Origin of the sequence: Candidatus Chloroploca asiatica (genome assembly GCF_002532075.1) — a bacterium.
Lineage (GTDB): Bacteria > Chloroflexota > Chloroflexia > Chloroflexales > Chloroflexaceae > Chloroploca > Chloroploca asiatica.
Map to the genome: position 1 here is coordinate 1 of NZ_LYXE01000008.1, position 16,053 is coordinate 16,053.

17 protein-coding genes are annotated in these 16,053 nt (G+C 59.1%); 13 read left to right on the forward strand and 4 right to left on the reverse strand.

Features of this window, described 5'->3' with window-relative positions; all coding sequences use genetic code 11:
- Window positions 1-204: 204 nt before the first annotated feature.
- Complete coding sequence (gene trhA, locus A9Q02_RS00295) at window positions 205-870, reverse strand: PAQR family membrane homeostasis protein TrhA (RefSeq protein ID WP_097650348.1); 666 nt, start codon at window positions 868-870, stop codon at window positions 205-207.
- A gap of 196 nt (window positions 871-1,066) precedes the next feature.
- Here trhA and A9Q02_RS00300 point away from each other — a divergent pair, with 196 nt between their 5' ends.
- The 7 genes from A9Q02_RS00300 to A9Q02_RS00330 all read left to right on the forward strand — a co-directional run bounded on the left by A9Q02_RS00300 (window position 1,067) and on the right by A9Q02_RS00330 (window position 9,590).
- On the forward strand, window positions 1,067-2,692 hold the full coding sequence (locus A9Q02_RS00300; protein WP_097650349.1) for a histidine kinase N-terminal 7TM domain-containing diguanylate cyclase: 1,626 nt from the start codon (window positions 1,067-1,069) through the stop codon (window positions 2,690-2,692).
- 28 nt (window positions 2,693-2,720) lie between these two features.
- Window positions 2,721-2,939: a hypothetical protein gene (locus tag A9Q02_RS23495; protein ID WP_141508615.1), complete on the forward strand. Its 219-nt coding sequence runs from the start codon at window positions 2,721-2,723 to the stop codon at window positions 2,937-2,939.
- A 1,555-nt stretch (window positions 2,940-4,494) separates the two neighbouring features.
- The gene (locus A9Q02_RS00310) at window positions 4,495-4,833 is read left to right on the forward strand and encodes a DUF4405 domain-containing protein (RefSeq protein WP_097650351.1); all 339 of its coding nucleotides are present in this window, start codon (window positions 4,495-4,497) and stop codon (window positions 4,831-4,833) included.
- Between the two features lie 23 nt (window positions 4,834-4,856).
- Complete coding sequence (locus A9Q02_RS00315; RefSeq protein WP_097650352.1) at window positions 4,857-5,411, forward strand: DUF3267 domain-containing protein; 555 nt, start codon at window positions 4,857-4,859, stop codon at window positions 5,409-5,411.
- Window positions 5,412-5,455: 44 nt separating this feature from the next.
- Window positions 5,456-8,323, forward strand: a complete 2,868-nt coding sequence (locus A9Q02_RS00320; RefSeq protein WP_097650353.1) for a cation-translocating P-type ATPase — start codon at window positions 5,456-5,458, stop codon at window positions 8,321-8,323.
- Window positions 8,324-8,586: 263 nt separating this feature from the next.
- A complete protein-coding gene (locus tag A9Q02_RS00325; protein WP_097650354.1) occupies window positions 8,587-8,769 on the forward strand; it encodes a glycine zipper domain-containing protein in 183 nt (60 codons plus the stop codon).
- A gap of 146 nt (window positions 8,770-8,915) precedes the next feature.
- A complete protein-coding gene (locus tag A9Q02_RS00330; RefSeq protein ID WP_097650355.1) occupies window positions 8,916-9,590 on the forward strand; it encodes a head GIN domain-containing protein in 675 nt (224 codons plus the stop codon).
- Between the two features lie 12 nt (window positions 9,591-9,602).
- On the opposite strand, the gene A9Q02_RS00335 is transcribed toward A9Q02_RS00330, so the two are convergent.
- The gene (locus A9Q02_RS00335; RefSeq protein ID WP_097650356.1) at window positions 9,603-9,809 is read right to left on the reverse strand and encodes a hypothetical protein; all 207 of its coding nucleotides are present in this window, start codon (window positions 9,807-9,809) and stop codon (window positions 9,603-9,605) included.
- A 72-nt stretch (window positions 9,810-9,881) separates the two neighbouring features.
- Here A9Q02_RS00335 and A9Q02_RS00340 point away from each other — a divergent pair, with 72 nt between their 5' ends.
- The 6 genes from A9Q02_RS00340 to A9Q02_RS00360 all read left to right on the forward strand — a co-directional run bounded on the left by A9Q02_RS00340 (window position 9,882) and on the right by A9Q02_RS00360 (window position 12,818).
- Window positions 9,882-10,547: a BON domain-containing protein gene (locus A9Q02_RS00340; protein ID WP_097650357.1), complete on the forward strand. Its 666-nt coding sequence runs from the start codon at window positions 9,882-9,884 to the stop codon at window positions 10,545-10,547.
- A gap of 6 nt (window positions 10,548-10,553) precedes the next feature.
- Window positions 10,554-10,766, forward strand: coding sequence for a DUF3267 domain-containing protein (locus A9Q02_RS00345; protein ID WP_097650358.1), 213 nt, complete (start codon window positions 10,554-10,556; stop codon window positions 10,764-10,766).
- Window positions 10,767-10,939: 173 nt separating this feature from the next.
- The gene (locus tag A9Q02_RS00350) at window positions 10,940-11,665 is read left to right on the forward strand and encodes a CPBP family intramembrane glutamic endopeptidase (RefSeq protein ID WP_172450448.1); all 726 of its coding nucleotides are present in this window, start codon (window positions 10,940-10,942) and stop codon (window positions 11,663-11,665) included.
- Window positions 11,662-11,865 carry a hypothetical protein gene (locus A9Q02_RS23500; protein ID WP_141508618.1) on the forward strand — a complete coding sequence of 68 codons (204 nt, stop codon included), beginning with the start codon at window positions 11,662-11,664 and terminating at the stop codon, window positions 11,863-11,865. The genes A9Q02_RS00350 and A9Q02_RS23500 overlap by 4 nt, the downstream gene beginning before the upstream one ends.
- An 89-nt stretch (window positions 11,866-11,954) precedes the next feature.
- Complete coding sequence (locus A9Q02_RS00355) at window positions 11,955-12,230, forward strand: GlsB/YeaQ/YmgE family stress response membrane protein (protein ID WP_097650360.1); 276 nt, start codon at window positions 11,955-11,957, stop codon at window positions 12,228-12,230.
- A 288-nt stretch (window positions 12,231-12,518) separates the two neighbouring features.
- On the forward strand, window positions 12,519-12,818 hold the full coding sequence (locus tag A9Q02_RS00360; RefSeq protein ID WP_097650361.1) for a CsbD family protein: 300 nt from the start codon (window positions 12,519-12,521) through the stop codon (window positions 12,816-12,818).
- Between the two features lie 330 nt (window positions 12,819-13,148).
- On the opposite strand, the gene A9Q02_RS00365 is transcribed toward A9Q02_RS00360, so the two are convergent.
- The gene (locus tag A9Q02_RS00365; protein ID WP_097650362.1) at window positions 13,149-14,678 is read right to left on the reverse strand and encodes a hypothetical protein; all 1,530 of its coding nucleotides are present in this window, start codon (window positions 14,676-14,678) and stop codon (window positions 13,149-13,151) included.
- Window positions 14,679-14,836: 158 nt separating this feature from the next.
- Window positions 14,837-15,736 carry an alpha/beta hydrolase gene (locus A9Q02_RS00370; RefSeq protein ID WP_172450450.1) on the reverse strand — a complete coding sequence of 300 codons (900 nt, stop codon included), beginning with the start codon at window positions 15,734-15,736 and terminating at the stop codon, window positions 14,837-14,839.
- Between the last annotated feature and the right edge of the window lie 317 nt (window positions 15,737-16,053).

A 16,053-nucleotide genomic window follows, 5' to 3' on the forward strand; every position in this document is an offset into this window, starting at 1 on the left:
GCGGGTGCCCTGGCGGGTGCCCTGGCGGGTGCCCTGGCGGGTGCCCTGGCGGGTGCCCTGGCGGGTGCCCTGGCGGGGTGCATACACGGAAGATGCAATCGCCCTGCAGGTAGTGCCGACTTCCGTCGGCGTCCGGCTCAGCCGACTGAAGTCGGCACTACAGACCCGATGTTATAGTGGTGGCGAACGAGGCTGACACCCTCACTACGCAAAAGGCACCACCCAGATCCAGATCGTGGTCGCAATCGCCACCGTCCCGGCGATGACCAGCAGGTGGAAGATCTCGTGAAAGCCAAAGATGCGTGGCAGCGGGTTGGGCCAGCGGAAGGCGTAGATCAGTGCGCCAATGGTGTACATCAAGCCCCCGGCGATCAAGAGTAGCACTGGTTGAAATGAGATGGCCTGCACCATCTGGGGCAGGAGAATCAACGAGATCCAGCCCATGCCGATGTAGAGCAAGATTAACCCCCAGCGCGGCATACGGAGGGTGAAGAACGAGGCCGCCGCCCCCACCAACGCCAGGCTCCAAATAACCACAAGCAGGGCGATGCGCATCGTGCCATCAAGCAAGATAACCGCAATCGGCGTATAGGCACCAGCGATGAAGACAAAAATATTCGCGTGATCAAAGGTGCGCCAAAAGATGCGTTGGCGCTCAGGCCAGTTGCCGAGATGATAGATGGCGCTGACGGCATAGAGCAGGATCATGCTTAGCCCGAAGACCAGCAGAGCAAAAAAGCGCGGGTAATCGCCAAATGTCTGGATCAGGAGGATGACCGTGGCAATCAAGGCGGCGACGGCGCCGACCGCATGTGACCACCCCCGCAGTAATGGCTTGGGTGAAGATACAAGTGATTCTGATGATGACATAGTTCTTTCCAACACAACAGCGAAGCAACAAACACGTTTACATTGTAGCAGTCATCGTTGTGGGAGCAAGAGCAATATACGACCTCCCCCTCATTCGAGGTATGGGGCGTTGCAAAAGATGACGACGCCAGTATAATAGGCAGACAGTACGCCGGATTTGTCCCCGCACAGCGTATGCTAAAGACGACTATTTTTTATGAACTCCTACGCTAATATCTTTTACAGCCAAATTTTACTTATTTCTGGAGGCATATCTTTTGTAATCATGCTCATTGCCTGGAAGCGGCGGCATTTTGTTGGTAGTGCTATGCCGATTGCGCTTTATAGCCTTTCGAGCGTGATTTGGAGTTGGACCTATGCCTTGCACTGGTCAAACGTCTTTCGCCCTTCCGAGTTCTTTTGGCTCGATATGACCTACGTTGGGGTTGTTTTGAGCGCACCTGCTTTGCTGATATTTGCCTTCTCCTATACAGGATTGCGGGAGTACGTAACCAAGCGGTGGATCGCCCGGCTTTTCATCATCCCTGTGCTGACCCTGATCTTGCTCTGGACAGACCCGCTTCACGGACTCTTTTTCGGTGGGATGCGGGTCTATGGCGATTCTATGATCTATTCTGGTGGAGTTGGCTTTTGGCTCAATGTTCTTTTTCTTTATAGCTGTGTTATTATCGCCCTTGTTGTGCTGCCCCAGGCTTTTTTTCGCTACCCACGCAGATATTTTAGTCAAGTGGGCGTGATCTTAGTGGGCGTTTCTCTTCCTTTCACCGCCAACATTCTTGCCTTTTCAGGCATTCACCCCTTTCCTGGGATGGATTTGACCCCGCTTATTTTTTCTGTTACGGGCCTCTTTATCGCTGTCGCTATTTTTCGTTATCATTTTTTGGATATCATGCCCGTCAGTCGTAATGTGATCTTTGAAATCAACAAGAATGCAATCTTTATTTTGGATCATAAAAAACGAGTTGTGGATGCTAATCAATCCTTTAGGGATATTTTTGATTATCAGAACACTGATCTTACAGGTAAAGAGCTGAACGAAATTTATGAGCGATTGCCAGGCTTGCCACATCCTTCTTTTGAAGCGGATGGCGAGACCTTTGATTTTTTGATGGACAGGGGTGAAAAACGATTTTTCAAGATGTCTGTGTATGTACTCAAAAAAGAGAAACATGGCACTGATGGGTATATTTTATCCATCAGTGATATGACAAAAGAAAAGGAAACCGAGGCACAATTAATTTCAGTCAACGAAGCAATGAAAATGCAGCTAGAACGAGTAGAGGTATTGCAAGCAAAACTTCGTGAGGAAGCCATTCAGGATCATCTGACCGGTCTGTATAATCGCCGCTATCTTCACGAGATTTTAGTTCATGCCCTACCCCATGCAGAGCGAGAACATGCGCATGTTGCCTTTATTCTTTTTGATATTGACCATTTTAAAAAAATCAACGACAAATATGGGCACGATATTGGTGACGAAGTGCTGCGTGCTTTTGGTAAAACCTTGCAGGAAAATATTCGTAAAGGGGATATTCCCTTCCGTTTTGGTGGCGAAGAATTTCTTCTGTTGATCTCTGATGCAAGCAGAGAAGATATTACCAGACGTGCGGATGCGATAAGGCTGATCGTGCAAGAGAGTTTTTTTGTACCGGAAAATAAAAGTATTCGCGTGACCATTTCAGCTGGGATCGCAACGTTTCCGGAAGATGGCAGGGATATGGATAGCCTCTTCAAAGTAGCCGATCGTCGGCTTTATCTTGCGAAAGAAGCCGGTAGAAATCGTATCTGTGATCGGTGTGCTGAAGTTTATCACCGAGAGTGACGGCTCCCAAGCCTAAAAACAATCGTCGTTGGCTTTGCCCACGGTTCGGCTCGGGGGCGAGCGGATGATGCTGGCGGCGGCTAAACTTGGTGATCGCCTGGAACTGCCCTCGCAGCGCGTCAATCTGTTGCTGGCCGAGCTCGGTTGGATCGAGCGCAAGGGTTCCAACTGGTATCCTACGCCGCAGGGCCAGGCTCTTGGCGCAAGGCCAAGATCACGATCTACCAACGGCACCAACTCCACCTGATCGAACTGACCGACGAGCATAATGGAAGACCCCTCACGTTCGTGCGGGGTGACATGGCTCTTGGGGGTAGGTTTTTCATATGACGTGCGGGTCATGACCATCCCAAGGCATCCTCCGTGTCACCCCGCTGCGCCCGCCGTGTCACCCCGAGCGGAGCGAGGGGTCTTCCATGCGCCGCAGCGAAGATTCCTCACTCCGTTCGGAATGACATGGATGGCGTTGGCACTCCCGCCGTGCGTCCTTGCCACCCCAAGGCCTCCGCCGTGTCACCCCGCTGCGCCCGCCGTGTCACCCCGAGCGCCCGCCGTGTCACCCCGAGCGGAGCGAGGGGTCTTCCATGCGCCGCAGCGAAGATTCCTCACTCCGTTCGGAATGACATGGATGGCGTTGGCACTCCCGCCGTGCGTCCTTGCCACCCCAAGGCCTCCGCCGTGTCACCCCGCTGCGCCCGCCGTGTCACCCCGAGCGCCCGCCGTGTCACCCCGAGCGGAGCGAGGGGTCTTCCATGCGCCGCAGCGAAGATTCCTCACTCCGTTCGGAATGACATGGCTGGCGTTGGCACCCGCTGCGCTCGCCGTGTCACCCCGAGCGGAGCGAGGGGTCTTCGATGACGATCAGTGCAGATTCCTCACGGCGCCACGCCGTCCGGCGACGTCATAATCTGCGTGCCCGGGTCTTCGATGACGATCAGTGCAGATTCCTCACTGCGCCTGCGGCTTCGTTCGGAATGACCGCAGAGGCGTTGCGATCCCACCATGAGGTTTGTTGCTCAGGAGCGAAGCGAAGGGTCTCGGGCGTTCCGACGGCACCGATGCTTCGCTGCGCTCAGCATGACAATGCGGGGGTACGAACCGTAATTGGTATAAGACCATCACCCACGCAATCGATCGCCTTTGCTGAGGCATTTTCGATTGCATCGGTGCATGCGAAAGACCCTCTGGTTGGATGTTCGCCTGCGTGCGTGCGTGCTTTGCGTAGCATAGCACGCACCGAGGCGGTCGCCAACAAGCGCCGAGTCCCCTGAACGATGGCCTTGCTGATGAGGAATATGCAGTCTTGCATCGGGTCTATGGTAGTGCCGACTTCAGTCGGCTGAGCAAAAAGCCGACTGAAGTCGGCACTACCGGATTTCATGCTTGATCTTCATCATAGCCGGGCAACGGTTTACCGCCCCAGCCATGGCAGATAGACCCGTTCATCGGGACCTGTGACCCACAGCGGATCATAAGGGCGGAACCTGACATTGTCGGGGAAACCATAGTTTGTTCTTGCCTGCTGATCCCGCTTCCCCGCTTGCGGCACCCGTGCTATGCTGAGGGTATCGCCACAGCGCCTATCTACGTGCTGGCCCTGCCACCTGCTGGTGAGGGCTAGCCGGACGTGCGCTGTCGCCCCAGTACTCTGTCGGTCTGGGCCCCAAAAGGCTTGACACATTTCACATTACGCACGAGCAGGTCAAGGGTCGCGGGGCGATCCGGCAGCGCACACTGTTGCGCTGGGATCAAGCCTGCCAGTTCGTTTGTCCGCCACCTCGGCGGCGCGAAAGGAAACCCCCATGAGTTCTGACCCTCGTGTGCTTGGGCACGCCCATACCGCTGATCGGCATCGCAAGAGTGGACAAAAGGCCCGTCTGCGGGCGCTGATTGCCTTGACCCTCATTGTGCTCTGGATCCTCGCTGCCCTTACTGGTTTCCTCCTGTATGTTGCGCCGGCAGGCCCGCACTCGGGGGGGCTCATTATGTTCATCCTGACCAAAGCCCAGTGGGCCAACGTTCACTTCTGGCTCAGCGTTGCGGCAAGCTTGGTCACGATGATGCACATTGTCATCGACTGGAAGGCTCTCACCGGGTGTGTACGCTTCCTGACCAGTGTTGAGCGCAAGCCGATGCCGTAGCGTTTTATGCAGAGGAGCCTGCGATGAACACGAAACAGCAACGCGACCTCTCAGTCTCGCTGCTACGCGCTAATTTGGTCGCGCTGGGCATTGGCCTTCCCATCGCGCTAGCGCAGATCAGCCTCTTCGTCTTGCTGCACGGCGGGCTCGAGGTGACGGTCACGTTGCCGGGGGCGCTGCTGTTCTTCGCGGTGATGCTCGTCAGCATTGTGGTGCATGAACTGATCCACGGGCTGACCTGGCAGTTCGCGAGCAAGAGCGCAGCCACGCGCGTCACCTACGGCGTCCAATGGAAAATGCTGACGCCCTATGCCCATCTGGAAGGCCCTATTGACATCGGTGCCTACCGGCTCGGGGGGCTGATGCCTGGGCTGGTGCTGGGCCTCATCCCCTACGCGCTGAGCCTCATCATGGGCAACGGAACCCTGTTGATCTTCGGTGTGATCCATACCCTTGCGGCCGGCGGCGATTGGCTCGTTCTATGGCTGCTGCGCCGGGTCAGGCCAGGGACGCTGGTGGAGGATCACCCGTCGCGGGCGGGGTGCTACGTGCTTGATATGGAGGGGACGCCAAGCTAAGGCTTGCAGTGACGGCTCCGCTCAATGATCCAAGGAAGCAACTAATGGCCCATATTGATCCCGCGGTGGCCTATCAGCACCCAGCCGAAACCGTTCTCGTCGCCCTTGACAGCGACGCCATCAATGGCCTTGCTACTGAGGAGGCGCACCGACGCCTCGCTCAGCATGGCCCCAACATGCTCCAGGCCGAAACGCCAACCCCAGCCTGGCGACGGTTCCTGGCTCAGTTTCAGAACGTGCTGATCGGACTGCTGCTGATTGCTGCGGCGACCTCGCTGGCGCTCTGGGCTTATGAAGGCGCTACATCGGTGCCCTACGAAGCCCTGGTGATCTTCGCGATCGTGCTCTTTAACGGGGTACTGGGCTATGTCCAGGAGGCGCGGGCGGATCGCTCGGTCGCGGCACTGCGCGCAATGACCGCAGCCGAGGCGTCTGTGCTGCGTGATGGGCAACTCCAGCGCGTGCCGACCCGCGACCTGGTGCCCGGCGATATTATGCAGATCGAAGCGGGCGACACGATCCCCGCCGACGGGCGCTTGACTTCTGCCATCGCGCTCCAGGTCGCCGAAGCCTCGCTCACCGGTGAGAGCCTGCCGGTCGCGAAAGACAGCGACCCGCTTCCCCAGGAGCTCAGCATCGGCGATCGCAGCAACAGTGTGTTCAGCGGCACAGCTGCCAGCTACGGTCGTGGCCGTGCGGTGGTGACTGCGACCGGTATGCACACTGAAATGGGCAAGATCGCGGGGATGCTGCAGCAGGCTACACGCGACCCGACGCCGCTCCAGCGGGAACTCGATCGCACGGGCAAGCTGCTAGGTCTGATCGTCGTGGTTATCGCGGTGGTGATGATCGCAATGATCGTCGTGATCGATGGGATCCGCGATCTGAACGGGCTCGTGGAAGTGCTCATCCTGGGGGTAGCGTTGGCCGTGGCCGCCGTGCCCGAGGGCCTGCCCGCCATCGTGACGGCGGTTCTGTCGCTGGGCATGCTGCGCATGGCCAGGCGCGGAGCGATCATCCGCAAGCTGCCCGCAGTCGAGACGCTTGGCTCGGCCAACATCATCGCGTCTGATAAGACTGGGACGCTGACCAAAAATGAGATGACCGTACGCACGATTGTGACTGCCAGCGGGCGCGTAGAGTTGCGCGGCACAGGCTATGCCCCCGAGGGCGAGTTGTGGCAGCATGATCAGGTTCTGGGCGACGATGCGCTACGTGCTGAGGTGACGACCCTCCTCCGTGCCGCCGATCGCGCGAACAACGCGGTGCTCCAGGAGCACGAGGGGCGCTGGGTGATTCAGGGCGATCCCACTGAAGGGGCGCTCATCGTCGCCGCGCGCAAGGCAGGTCTCACCGACGCAGCTCTTAACGCACGCTTTCCGCGGGTTGGCGAAATGCCGTTTTCGTCGGAGCGCAAGCTGATGAGCACTGTCCATACTGATGCCGAGCACCCCGAGCATCTGCTCGTCTTCACCAAGGGTGCCCCCGGCATCCTGCTGGCCCGATGCCAGGAGGAGTGGATGGATGACGGGCTACATCAGCTGAGCGAGGAGCGTCGGGCGCACATCCTTGCGGCCAATGCAGAGCTTGCCGATGCCTCCCTGCGCACGCTGGGGATTGCCTTTCGCACCCTTCCGCCAGATGCGCTTGCCAACCCCGAGGCGTTGAATGAGCAGATCGAGCAGAAGTTGGTATTTTTGGGACTGGTTGGCATGATCGACCCACCCCGAGTTGAGGCCAGGGCCGCCATCGCGCTAGCCAATGGTGCCGGCATCCGCACCATCATGATCACTGGCGATCACCCCCAGACCGCAGCGGCCATTGCGCGTGAGCTCGACATCGCCACATCGTCTGCTGCAATCACGGGCGCGGAGTTGGAGCGCATGTCAGATGAGAAGCTCAGGACCGTCGTACACGAGGCGTCGGTGTATGCCCGTGTCGCCCCAGAGCATAAGCTGCGCATCGTCAAAGCCCTGCAACAGAACGGCGCGGTGGTGGCGATGACCGGGGATGGCGTGAATGACGCACCTGCGCTCAAAGCGGCCGATATTGGGGTGGCGATGGGCATTAGCGGCACAGATGTCTCGAAGGCAGCCGCCGATATGATCCTGACCGACGACAACTTCGCCACCATCGTGGTAGCCGTAGGCGAGGGCCGCTCAATCGTTGCCAATATCCAAAAGTTCCTGCGCTTCCTTCTGTCGAGCAACATCGGCGAGGTGTTGACCATGTTTGGGGGCGTCATGCTGGCTGACATGCTCGGCCTGACAGCCAGCGGCGATAGCGCGATCATCGCCCCACTGCTCGCCATCCATGTGTTGTGGATCAACCTGGTGACTGACGGCGCTCCCGCGCTTGCGCTCGGTCTCGACCCTGCCGACCCTGCGGTGATGCAGCAGCAGCCCCGCGCACAGGGCAGCGGGATCATCACGCGCACGATGTGGTTTGGGATCGGTTTCGTCGGCGTCATTATGGCCGTTGGAACGCTTCTGGTGCTCGACGCCTCCTTGCCGGGCGGCCTGATCGCCGGCTCAGGCACCATGGCCTATGGCCGGACGATGGCCCTCACGACGCTGGTGCTCTTTCAGATGTTCAACGTCTTTAACGCACGCTCGGACACGCACAGCGCCTTCTATCGGCTCTTCCACAATAAGTGGTTGTTTGGCGCCGTCGCCTTATCGCTGATCCTCCAGGTTGCGGTGATCTACGTACCGCTCTTGCAGCGGGCCTTCGACACCGTGCCTTTGCAAGGCAGCGACTGGCTGATCTGTGTGCTAGTTGCCAGCAGTGTGCTCTGGCTGCGCGAACTGAGCAAGGCGGTCTGGTATCTAGGCCGTCTGGCTGGGGGCATGGGCAGCAAGCGGGGAGAGACGCAGGCGACGAGCTCATCGGAGCCACAGGGTCTCTCCTGACAAGGTCAGGGAAATGGCGCTCAGGTGCGCGGCCTTGCCCGCTAGAACACCCGCGCTGCGCGTGCTATGCTGGATCATACTGCCCGCCTTGCACGATCGGCCCGACCACGTGCGCACTCCCCTTTTCCGTGATGCCCTTCCCCTGAGCTACCGCTGATCTTCTGCCCTCGGGCTGTGTGTCGTGCGGTGGGCGGTGAGCGCTATGCGCTGGACTAGGCATGTAACAAGCTACAAAGAAAGAAGATACCTTGAAAGAGAACTCGATGGGCATAGGCATCGCCATTGGAGTAGGCTTGGGACTCGCTTTGGGGGTTGCAATGAATAATATTCCTATCGGGCTTGCGTTGGGTGTAGCGATTGGCACGGCGATTGGTACGAGCCTCGATCAGAAGCGCAAGCACAGTGACACGGCGAAACACGATGCGCCCGAAGAACCGCCCATCTAGAACTAATACGTTTTCAAGAAGCTCACACGAAGGGTTGCTCACCTACGCTCAAAACGTTGCGCCTTTGCGTCAAAATAACCGCCTTCTTTACAAGGTATTGCATCTAGAAAAGTTATCTGGTTTTGATTACAAAAAGAGAGGCTTGTATGCATATGCTACATAGACTCACGTTGCTCGTCTTGCTGGGCCTGGCCTTCAGCGGCTGTGTTACGGTTAATCTGGGCATTGGCCAGCTCCGGGGTTCAGGGAATGTCACGACTGAAACACGCGAGGTCGGCGCTTTCACCGCGATTGATGTCGCTGGTGTGGGCGAGGTCGTGATCACCCAGGGCGACACTGATGGCCTCACGGTGGAGACCGACGACAACCTGCAGGCGGTTGTGTTGGGTGACGTGCGTGACGACACGCTCTACCTGGACATTAAAGCCGACCAGGGCTTTAGCGACGCCACCCGCGTCATCTTGACGGTAACGGTCAAGACCCTCACGGCAATCAACTTCTCGGGCGCAGGTTCGGTCAGCGTACACGGTTTTAGCGGCGAGCAATTGACGGTGAGCCACTCGGGCGCGGGGCCGATAAGCATCGGCGGCACAGTGCTAGAGCAACACGTGAGGCTCAGCGGCGCGGGCAACTACGATGGCGCTGCCCTCGTCAGCGAGCGGGCGACAGTCGATCTCAGCGGGTTCGGCAGCGTGGTGGTGAACGTGAGCGAGCGGCTCGACGCGACGATTAGCGGTGCGGGTAGCATTGCGTACATCGGCAACCCTGAATTGCACGAACAGATCAGCGGCGTCGGCTCGATCCGGCAGCGCGCACCATGAACGCCACTGCTTCTACCGCACCGCAACTCCGGTTGCTGGTTCGGCGGCACGCGCTGTGCTCTTCACCTGGTTCTTCAACCGCACGAAGGGCAACCTCTGGCTCGTCGTATTGTTGCACACCGCCGTCAACAACACTGCCGGGTTCTGGCTCCCGGTCACGATAGGCGTATACGCTGCAATGCTCATCATGACGGTGACGCTGATCATCACGGATCGCATGTGGCGCCTGCGGCCCCCTCAGCACGCAACGGCGCATGCCTATTCACACATAACATAACGAGGAGTATTTTTATGCCAAGCTTCAAGTCCGACCGACAGATCCAGGACGACGTACGCGACGAGCTCACATGGGATCCGGAGGTCACCATCACCGATATCGGCGTCACGGTGAAGGATGGCGTCGTGACGCTGCGCGGGGCCGTCGTGCTGTCTAGCGAGAAATGGGCCGCCGAGCGCGACGCGCTGCGGATCGGCGGGGTGCGCGGCTTGATGAATGAGCTCACGATCGAGCCCGTTAGGGGCCAGCGCTACGCCGACGATGAGATCGCGCGCCATCTCGCCGACGCGCTGCACTTCGACTCGTCGGTGCTGAGCGACTGCATCCAGATCACCGTCGAAGACGGCTGGGTGACGCTGCGTGGCACCACCGACTGGTACTACCAGCGCAGTGCCGCCGAGGCCAACGCCTGGCGGATCGCGGACGTCAAGGGTGTGGACAACGAGATTACGATCGTACAGCCGCATGTATCGGCGAGCGATATCGAAGCGGGGATCAGGAAGGCGCTGGATCGCAGCGCCGCGATTGATGCGAGCGCGATTGCTATCTTCGTCGAGGGCTCGCATGTGACGCTGGCCGGCACGGTCCAATCCTGGGCCGAGTTCAACACCGCCAGGGATGTGGCCTGGCGCGCAAAAGGGGTGACAACGGTCGCCAATGATATCGTCATCCGGGAATGATAGGGCATGATGCTCTATGCCACTGCTCCGGGCTATGCGTATCAGCGCGACCAGGATATCGTCATCGCACTTGCGCCCTTTGTCTGCATCAGCGCGCTAGTCGTGCTGGCGATGTGGGCCTTTGCAGGAACCGCATGGGTGCCGCTCCTTCCCGCTAGCCACGCTGCCATCGCACGAAGGGCAACCTCTGGCTCGTCGTGCTATTGCACACCGCCGTGAACAATGCCGCTGGGTTCTGGCTGCCGGTCACGATAGGCGTGTACGCTATAATGCTGATCATAATGGTGACGCTGATCATCGCGGATCGCAAGTGGCGCAGGCGGCCATCCGAGGGCGTAACGCTGCCGGCAAAAGGGCGAGCTGAAGCATTGGATCATACTAAGAGGAACACGATGAATCTCCCACGCTTTGTCGAACGCCACCCGTACTGGTTCGTGGCGATCCTAGAAATTATCGTCATTGTCGTGTATCTGATGGCCGGTACCATCGCATATGTCGCCGATCTCTCCAATCTGGCTATCACTGGCATTGCCAATAGTACCCTGAGTGTGCTGGTCATCGGTGCCCTGAGCGTGCTGGGATGGTGGCGTGCGGTCGGCTTCACGCGACCTGCGCACCCACGTCACCTGCTCTTTTTTCTGCCTCTCTTGCTCCCCGTCCTGCTTAACCTCGGCGTAGGTCTAGACGTACCAAGCCTGGTGCTCTTCACACAGTTGCTGATCCTTGCGTTCCTGATTGGCTTTGCCGAAGAGACCATCTTTCGTGGGCTGATGCTCAACGCGCTGAAGGCACGCGGCCTCTGGCAGGCGGCGATGATCACCTCGCTCTTGTTTGGCCTATCCCATTCGCTAAATCTGCTTTCAGGCAAGAGTGGTGCCGATATCCTGATTCAGGTCGCCTATGCCCTGGCGGTTGGCTTTGCCTTTGCCGCATTGGTGCTCAAGCAAGGCATGCTCTGGCCGCTGATCGTTGCCCATGCGCTGATCAACTTTACGAGTTTTATCGGCAAGGATACCCTTCCAGCTTTCTGGAACACCGTTGCTGGCGTAGCGCTTACGTTCATGTTCATGTCGTATGGTTTGTACATCATGCGACAGCAACGCGATGAGCCGATATGATATGCGCAGATGCCCCAGCCGAGACTGCGAGTCTCCTTTTCGCCCTCGGCATTACTCACGCCTACAATACCTTTGCCCCGCCATGTGCGGGCGAGCCAACCGCGCCGCCACTGACCCGGAACGGTCGCGAAGGAACCCCAGCGGGTGGCGGTGGCGGCCCAGCAGCAGCCTGGCACCGCATCCTGACACTGACAGGGTAATCCTGACCTGCTAAACACAGTTCGCCTGCTACCTGAAGGCTGTTCCGATCCCTATACTTAAGTGGTACCACTAAGAAAGGAGCATAATCATGCTTAACTTCTTCCTATGGCTGCTGTTTGGAGCGATCATCGGGTGGCTGGCAAGTCTGGTGATGCGAACGAATGCTCAACAGGGTCTGTTGCTGAACATCGTCGTCGGCATCGTCGGCGCGTTCCTCGGCGGGCTGGTCTTCAACTTTATGGGGATCGGTGGCAGCAACATTAACACAAATGACTTCAGCCTGGGCGCCCTCCTCGTCTCGTTCATCGGGGCGATCATTCTGCTGGCGATCGTCAATCTGGTGCGCCGCGGGAGTGTTCGCTAAGCCCTGTGCGACCTACGCTCACGCTTTGGAGATACGGGGTGAGCAGCGAGCGTCCAGGGTTCAAAGGCAATACCTTGCAAAGAAGGCGGTTGTTTTGACGCAAAGGCGCAAAGTTTTTCGCGTAGGTGAGCTTAAACCTTCGCGCCTTCGCGTGAGCTTATTTGAAAAGTATTGGGTTTAAAGGTACGCGGCCCGAGCACGCAGGCACTGGTGCGCAGTATCGACGCAACGGGTAGCAGAGGTTTGACAATAGGGTGTGTGCAGCAATTGGATGAAAGGATTCGAATCATGGATAATGAAACTGAGCGGGCGAAGGGCAAGGTAACGGAGATCAAAGGGGCGGTGAAGGAAAGCATTGGCGATCTGATCGGCAACGAACAGATGCAGGCGGAAGGCTACGTTGAGAAGGTCGAAGGCCAGAACCGCCAGGCCGTAGCCAAGGCGGGAGAGCAGGCCAAAGGCATCAGCGAGGAGATTAGTGGCAAGGCCGAAGGCACGGTCGGCAAACTGATCGGCAACGAACAGATGCAGGTGGAAGGCAAGGCGAAAGAACTGAAGGGCGAGGCCCGTCAGAAGGCAAACCAGTAGAAGCGTACGGTGGAGGCGCAGAACGGCAGGCTGCCATCGTCCCAGGGGACGTCCGGGCGGTTATAGCAGTGCCGGAATCAGCAGAGACCGCAGGGCGATTGCATCTTCCGTGTATGCACCCCGCTAGGGCACCCGCAAGGGGTGCCCGTACACCGGGCCCGGCCCCCGGCCCCCGGCCCTGTAGGGGCACCCCTTGCGGGTGCCCCGTTGGTGGCGGGTGCCCCGTTGGTGGCGGGTGCCCCGTTGGTGGCGGGTGCCCCGTTGGTGGCGGAGGCCGCCGGCCCTGTAGGGGCACCCCTTGCGGGTGCCCCGCCAGGGCCGCAGGGTACACTACTTACGCCCAAGTTTGCCGCGTACATAGCCAACTAGGGCGGCAAACGGCAACACCGAGCGCGGCAAAAAGCCGATCCGCCAGAGGCCGCCGTGGTTGGCGCCGTCCATCAGCAGTTCGAGCGGATGCATCAGCGGCACCCCGGGATCGGCGACACAGTGACGACAGCGCAGATCATGCACCCAGAGCGCGGCCATAATGGCCCGCGTCGTTTCGGGCGCAAAGACCTCGATCCCAAAACGATCGGCCCCATTGTAGCCAGCCTTCAACGCCGGATTCTTGATCACCGAGCGCGTCATCGTTGAAGGGGTGACATTGATCGCCACGCGCTGACCTGCGGCGCGCGCCGTGATCGCCCGCCACTGCTGGAGCCGCTTGGCAAGAGCGTAGTTCGGCCCTTGTTCAATGACAATCCCGTCAACAATGCCATAGTGTCGCCCGTTGCCACCATCACGTAGCGTCGTGACGTGCGGTTGCAAGAGTCGCCCGCCACTCAGCGTCCGCCCGATCTGGGTGAAAAGCCGCCCGGCTACACCGCGACTGGCAAAGCGTTGCATCGCGGCGCGAGCCGGCTCTTCGGGTACCGCAAAAACATCAGCTGGGGTCGCCATATACATCAAGGTTGTCGTGGGTTGCGTCGCACTAATCTGGGCGATGATCGCGTCCATCGCCAACGAGACCCGCAGGTGCCGTTCGCCATCAAGATAGGCAATTGCGCCAAGATCAAGCGGCTGCTCCAGGGTTTGCAACCACGCAATTAGCTCGGGCGTCTGGGTCAGCAAATTCGCCCCGGCCAGGCCCGTCCAGTTCGCCGTTGGTGTTCCGGGCGGTACCGCCTGGCTGACAGGTGCGATCAGACGAGCGTTGCCCTCGCTCACCAGGCGCACAAGGTTCGCCCAGCGCGCCTGATCAGGCAAGTCAATGGCAACAATCGTCGCCCGCCAGCGGGCCAGCATCGCCAGCGGCCCCGCCTCCGAAGCAGCGCCAAGCAGCACCAGCGTGCGATCCGAGAGATCGAACCACTCGGGGTGCTCATTGACCCGGCGCAGCGCACGGGCATGACTCGGCTCAATAATGCCGGCCTCTTCCCAACGGGCAAGCTGAGCGAGCAACGCCTCGCCACGCAACTGCTGACCACGATACGGCAGCGACCAAGGTTCAACCTCAGGCGAACCCTGACCTTGCACCTCAACCGTCGCAAAGGCATTGGGTAACGGGTCATCGAGTGCCTCGGCAAAGGGACGAGCCTGACCATTGCGCACAAACTCGATCTGTTGCCAGGCCGCGGCCAGGCCGGCCTCGGCAAGCGTCAGCGCCGCACCAGGATACGCAATCCCAGCTTCGGTCAGGGCACGCATATGGTGCGGATACTGCTTACGCCAATTCGCCTCAGTACGAACCGCCTGGGCCGCAAGCGGATCAACCGGCTCAAGGGCGGCACTACAGATCGCCTTATTCACCCTCGTCGTACTGCGTTCACCGTCGGCACCGGGCACAAACTGGATTCCCTCAAGATCTGATATTGACATGGGCTCTCTCAACCTGGCAAAAAGAGATGATCAGGCAAGCCTGTAGGCTGAATTATACCAAGTCTTGACGCAAAGGCGCGAAGGGTTGTTTGACGCAAAGGCGCAAAGGCGCGAAGGGTTGATGGAACGGCATGCCCAGCTTTGCGCCTTGGCGCCAACTATCGGCGCGGCGACTGCGCGGGGACATGCTGGTCAAAAAAGTCAGCGACGCGGGCGAGATACCGTTCGCGTTCCGTCGCGAAGTTCTGAGCGTGACCTGACCCGGGGATGAGCCAGAGTTCGGCACTCGGCAAGGCCGCCGCCAGGCGTTCGGCATGGTCAGGTAAGATCAGCGCATCGTCGAGACCGTGAATAATCAGCACTGGCCGTGGGCCAAGGCGTCGCATCGTCTCCAGAGCAGCATTGGCTTCAAGATCAATACCATACCGGGCACGCGCCACAAAGAGGGTCGTTGAGAGGAAAAACTCGGGCAACCGCAAGTTTCGCGTCCATTGCCGCTGCACAACTTCCTGAATGACAGCCGGCGTGCCATCAATGACCAGCGCAGCCACTTCGGGGTCATCGGCGAGTGCGCGGATCGACGCCGCGCCGCCCATCGAGACGCCAAAGACACCCAAGTGATCGGCGGCAAAGCCCTCGGCGCGGAGCCAATCGAGCGCCCCGGCGACATCGTCGTGCTCGACGGTACCAAAGCCAATCGGCGCCGCATCGCTCGTGCCGTGCCCCCGCAGATCAATGGCAAGCACCGCAAATCCGCGCTGATGCAGCGCCGCAGCGAGTTCGCCCAGGCCGCCGCCAAACTCAGATGAACGACTACTCGTATGCCCATGCACCATCACCAGCGCCCGCGTACTGCCAGGGTTGGGGATGTACCATCCCGCCAATTCAAGCCCCGGTGTCCGTGAGGGAACACGAACTTCACGAAAGTCAAGTCCAAACTTCGCTGGATTATTGTTGGGATCAAACGTACGCGGGGCCACCGTAAAAATCGCCGCCGCATACACCGCTAACCCCAAATAGATTGCACCAGCTAGCAGCAGGGCCAGAAGGAGCCGCATTGCTCGTTGCATTGATCGAGTTGTTTTGTCTATAAATGATGAACTGAAACACCCTAACCATGGTAACACAACATCTGCGCCTCTGCGTCTCTGCGTTAAAAAAACTAGCTCTTTTAACGCAGAGGCGCAGAGGCAGAGAGACGCAGAGCACTCAGACCGCTAACTGTCCCCCCTTCGCGCCTCCCCGTCTCCGCGCCTCTGCGTTAAATCCTCCCCGTCTCCGCGTCTCTCACCCCTCTTGGAGACTGCTGAAAAAGTCCGACCCACAGCAGGTGAAACAATGGGTATACCCATCCAACCGATAAAGATCGTCTGTG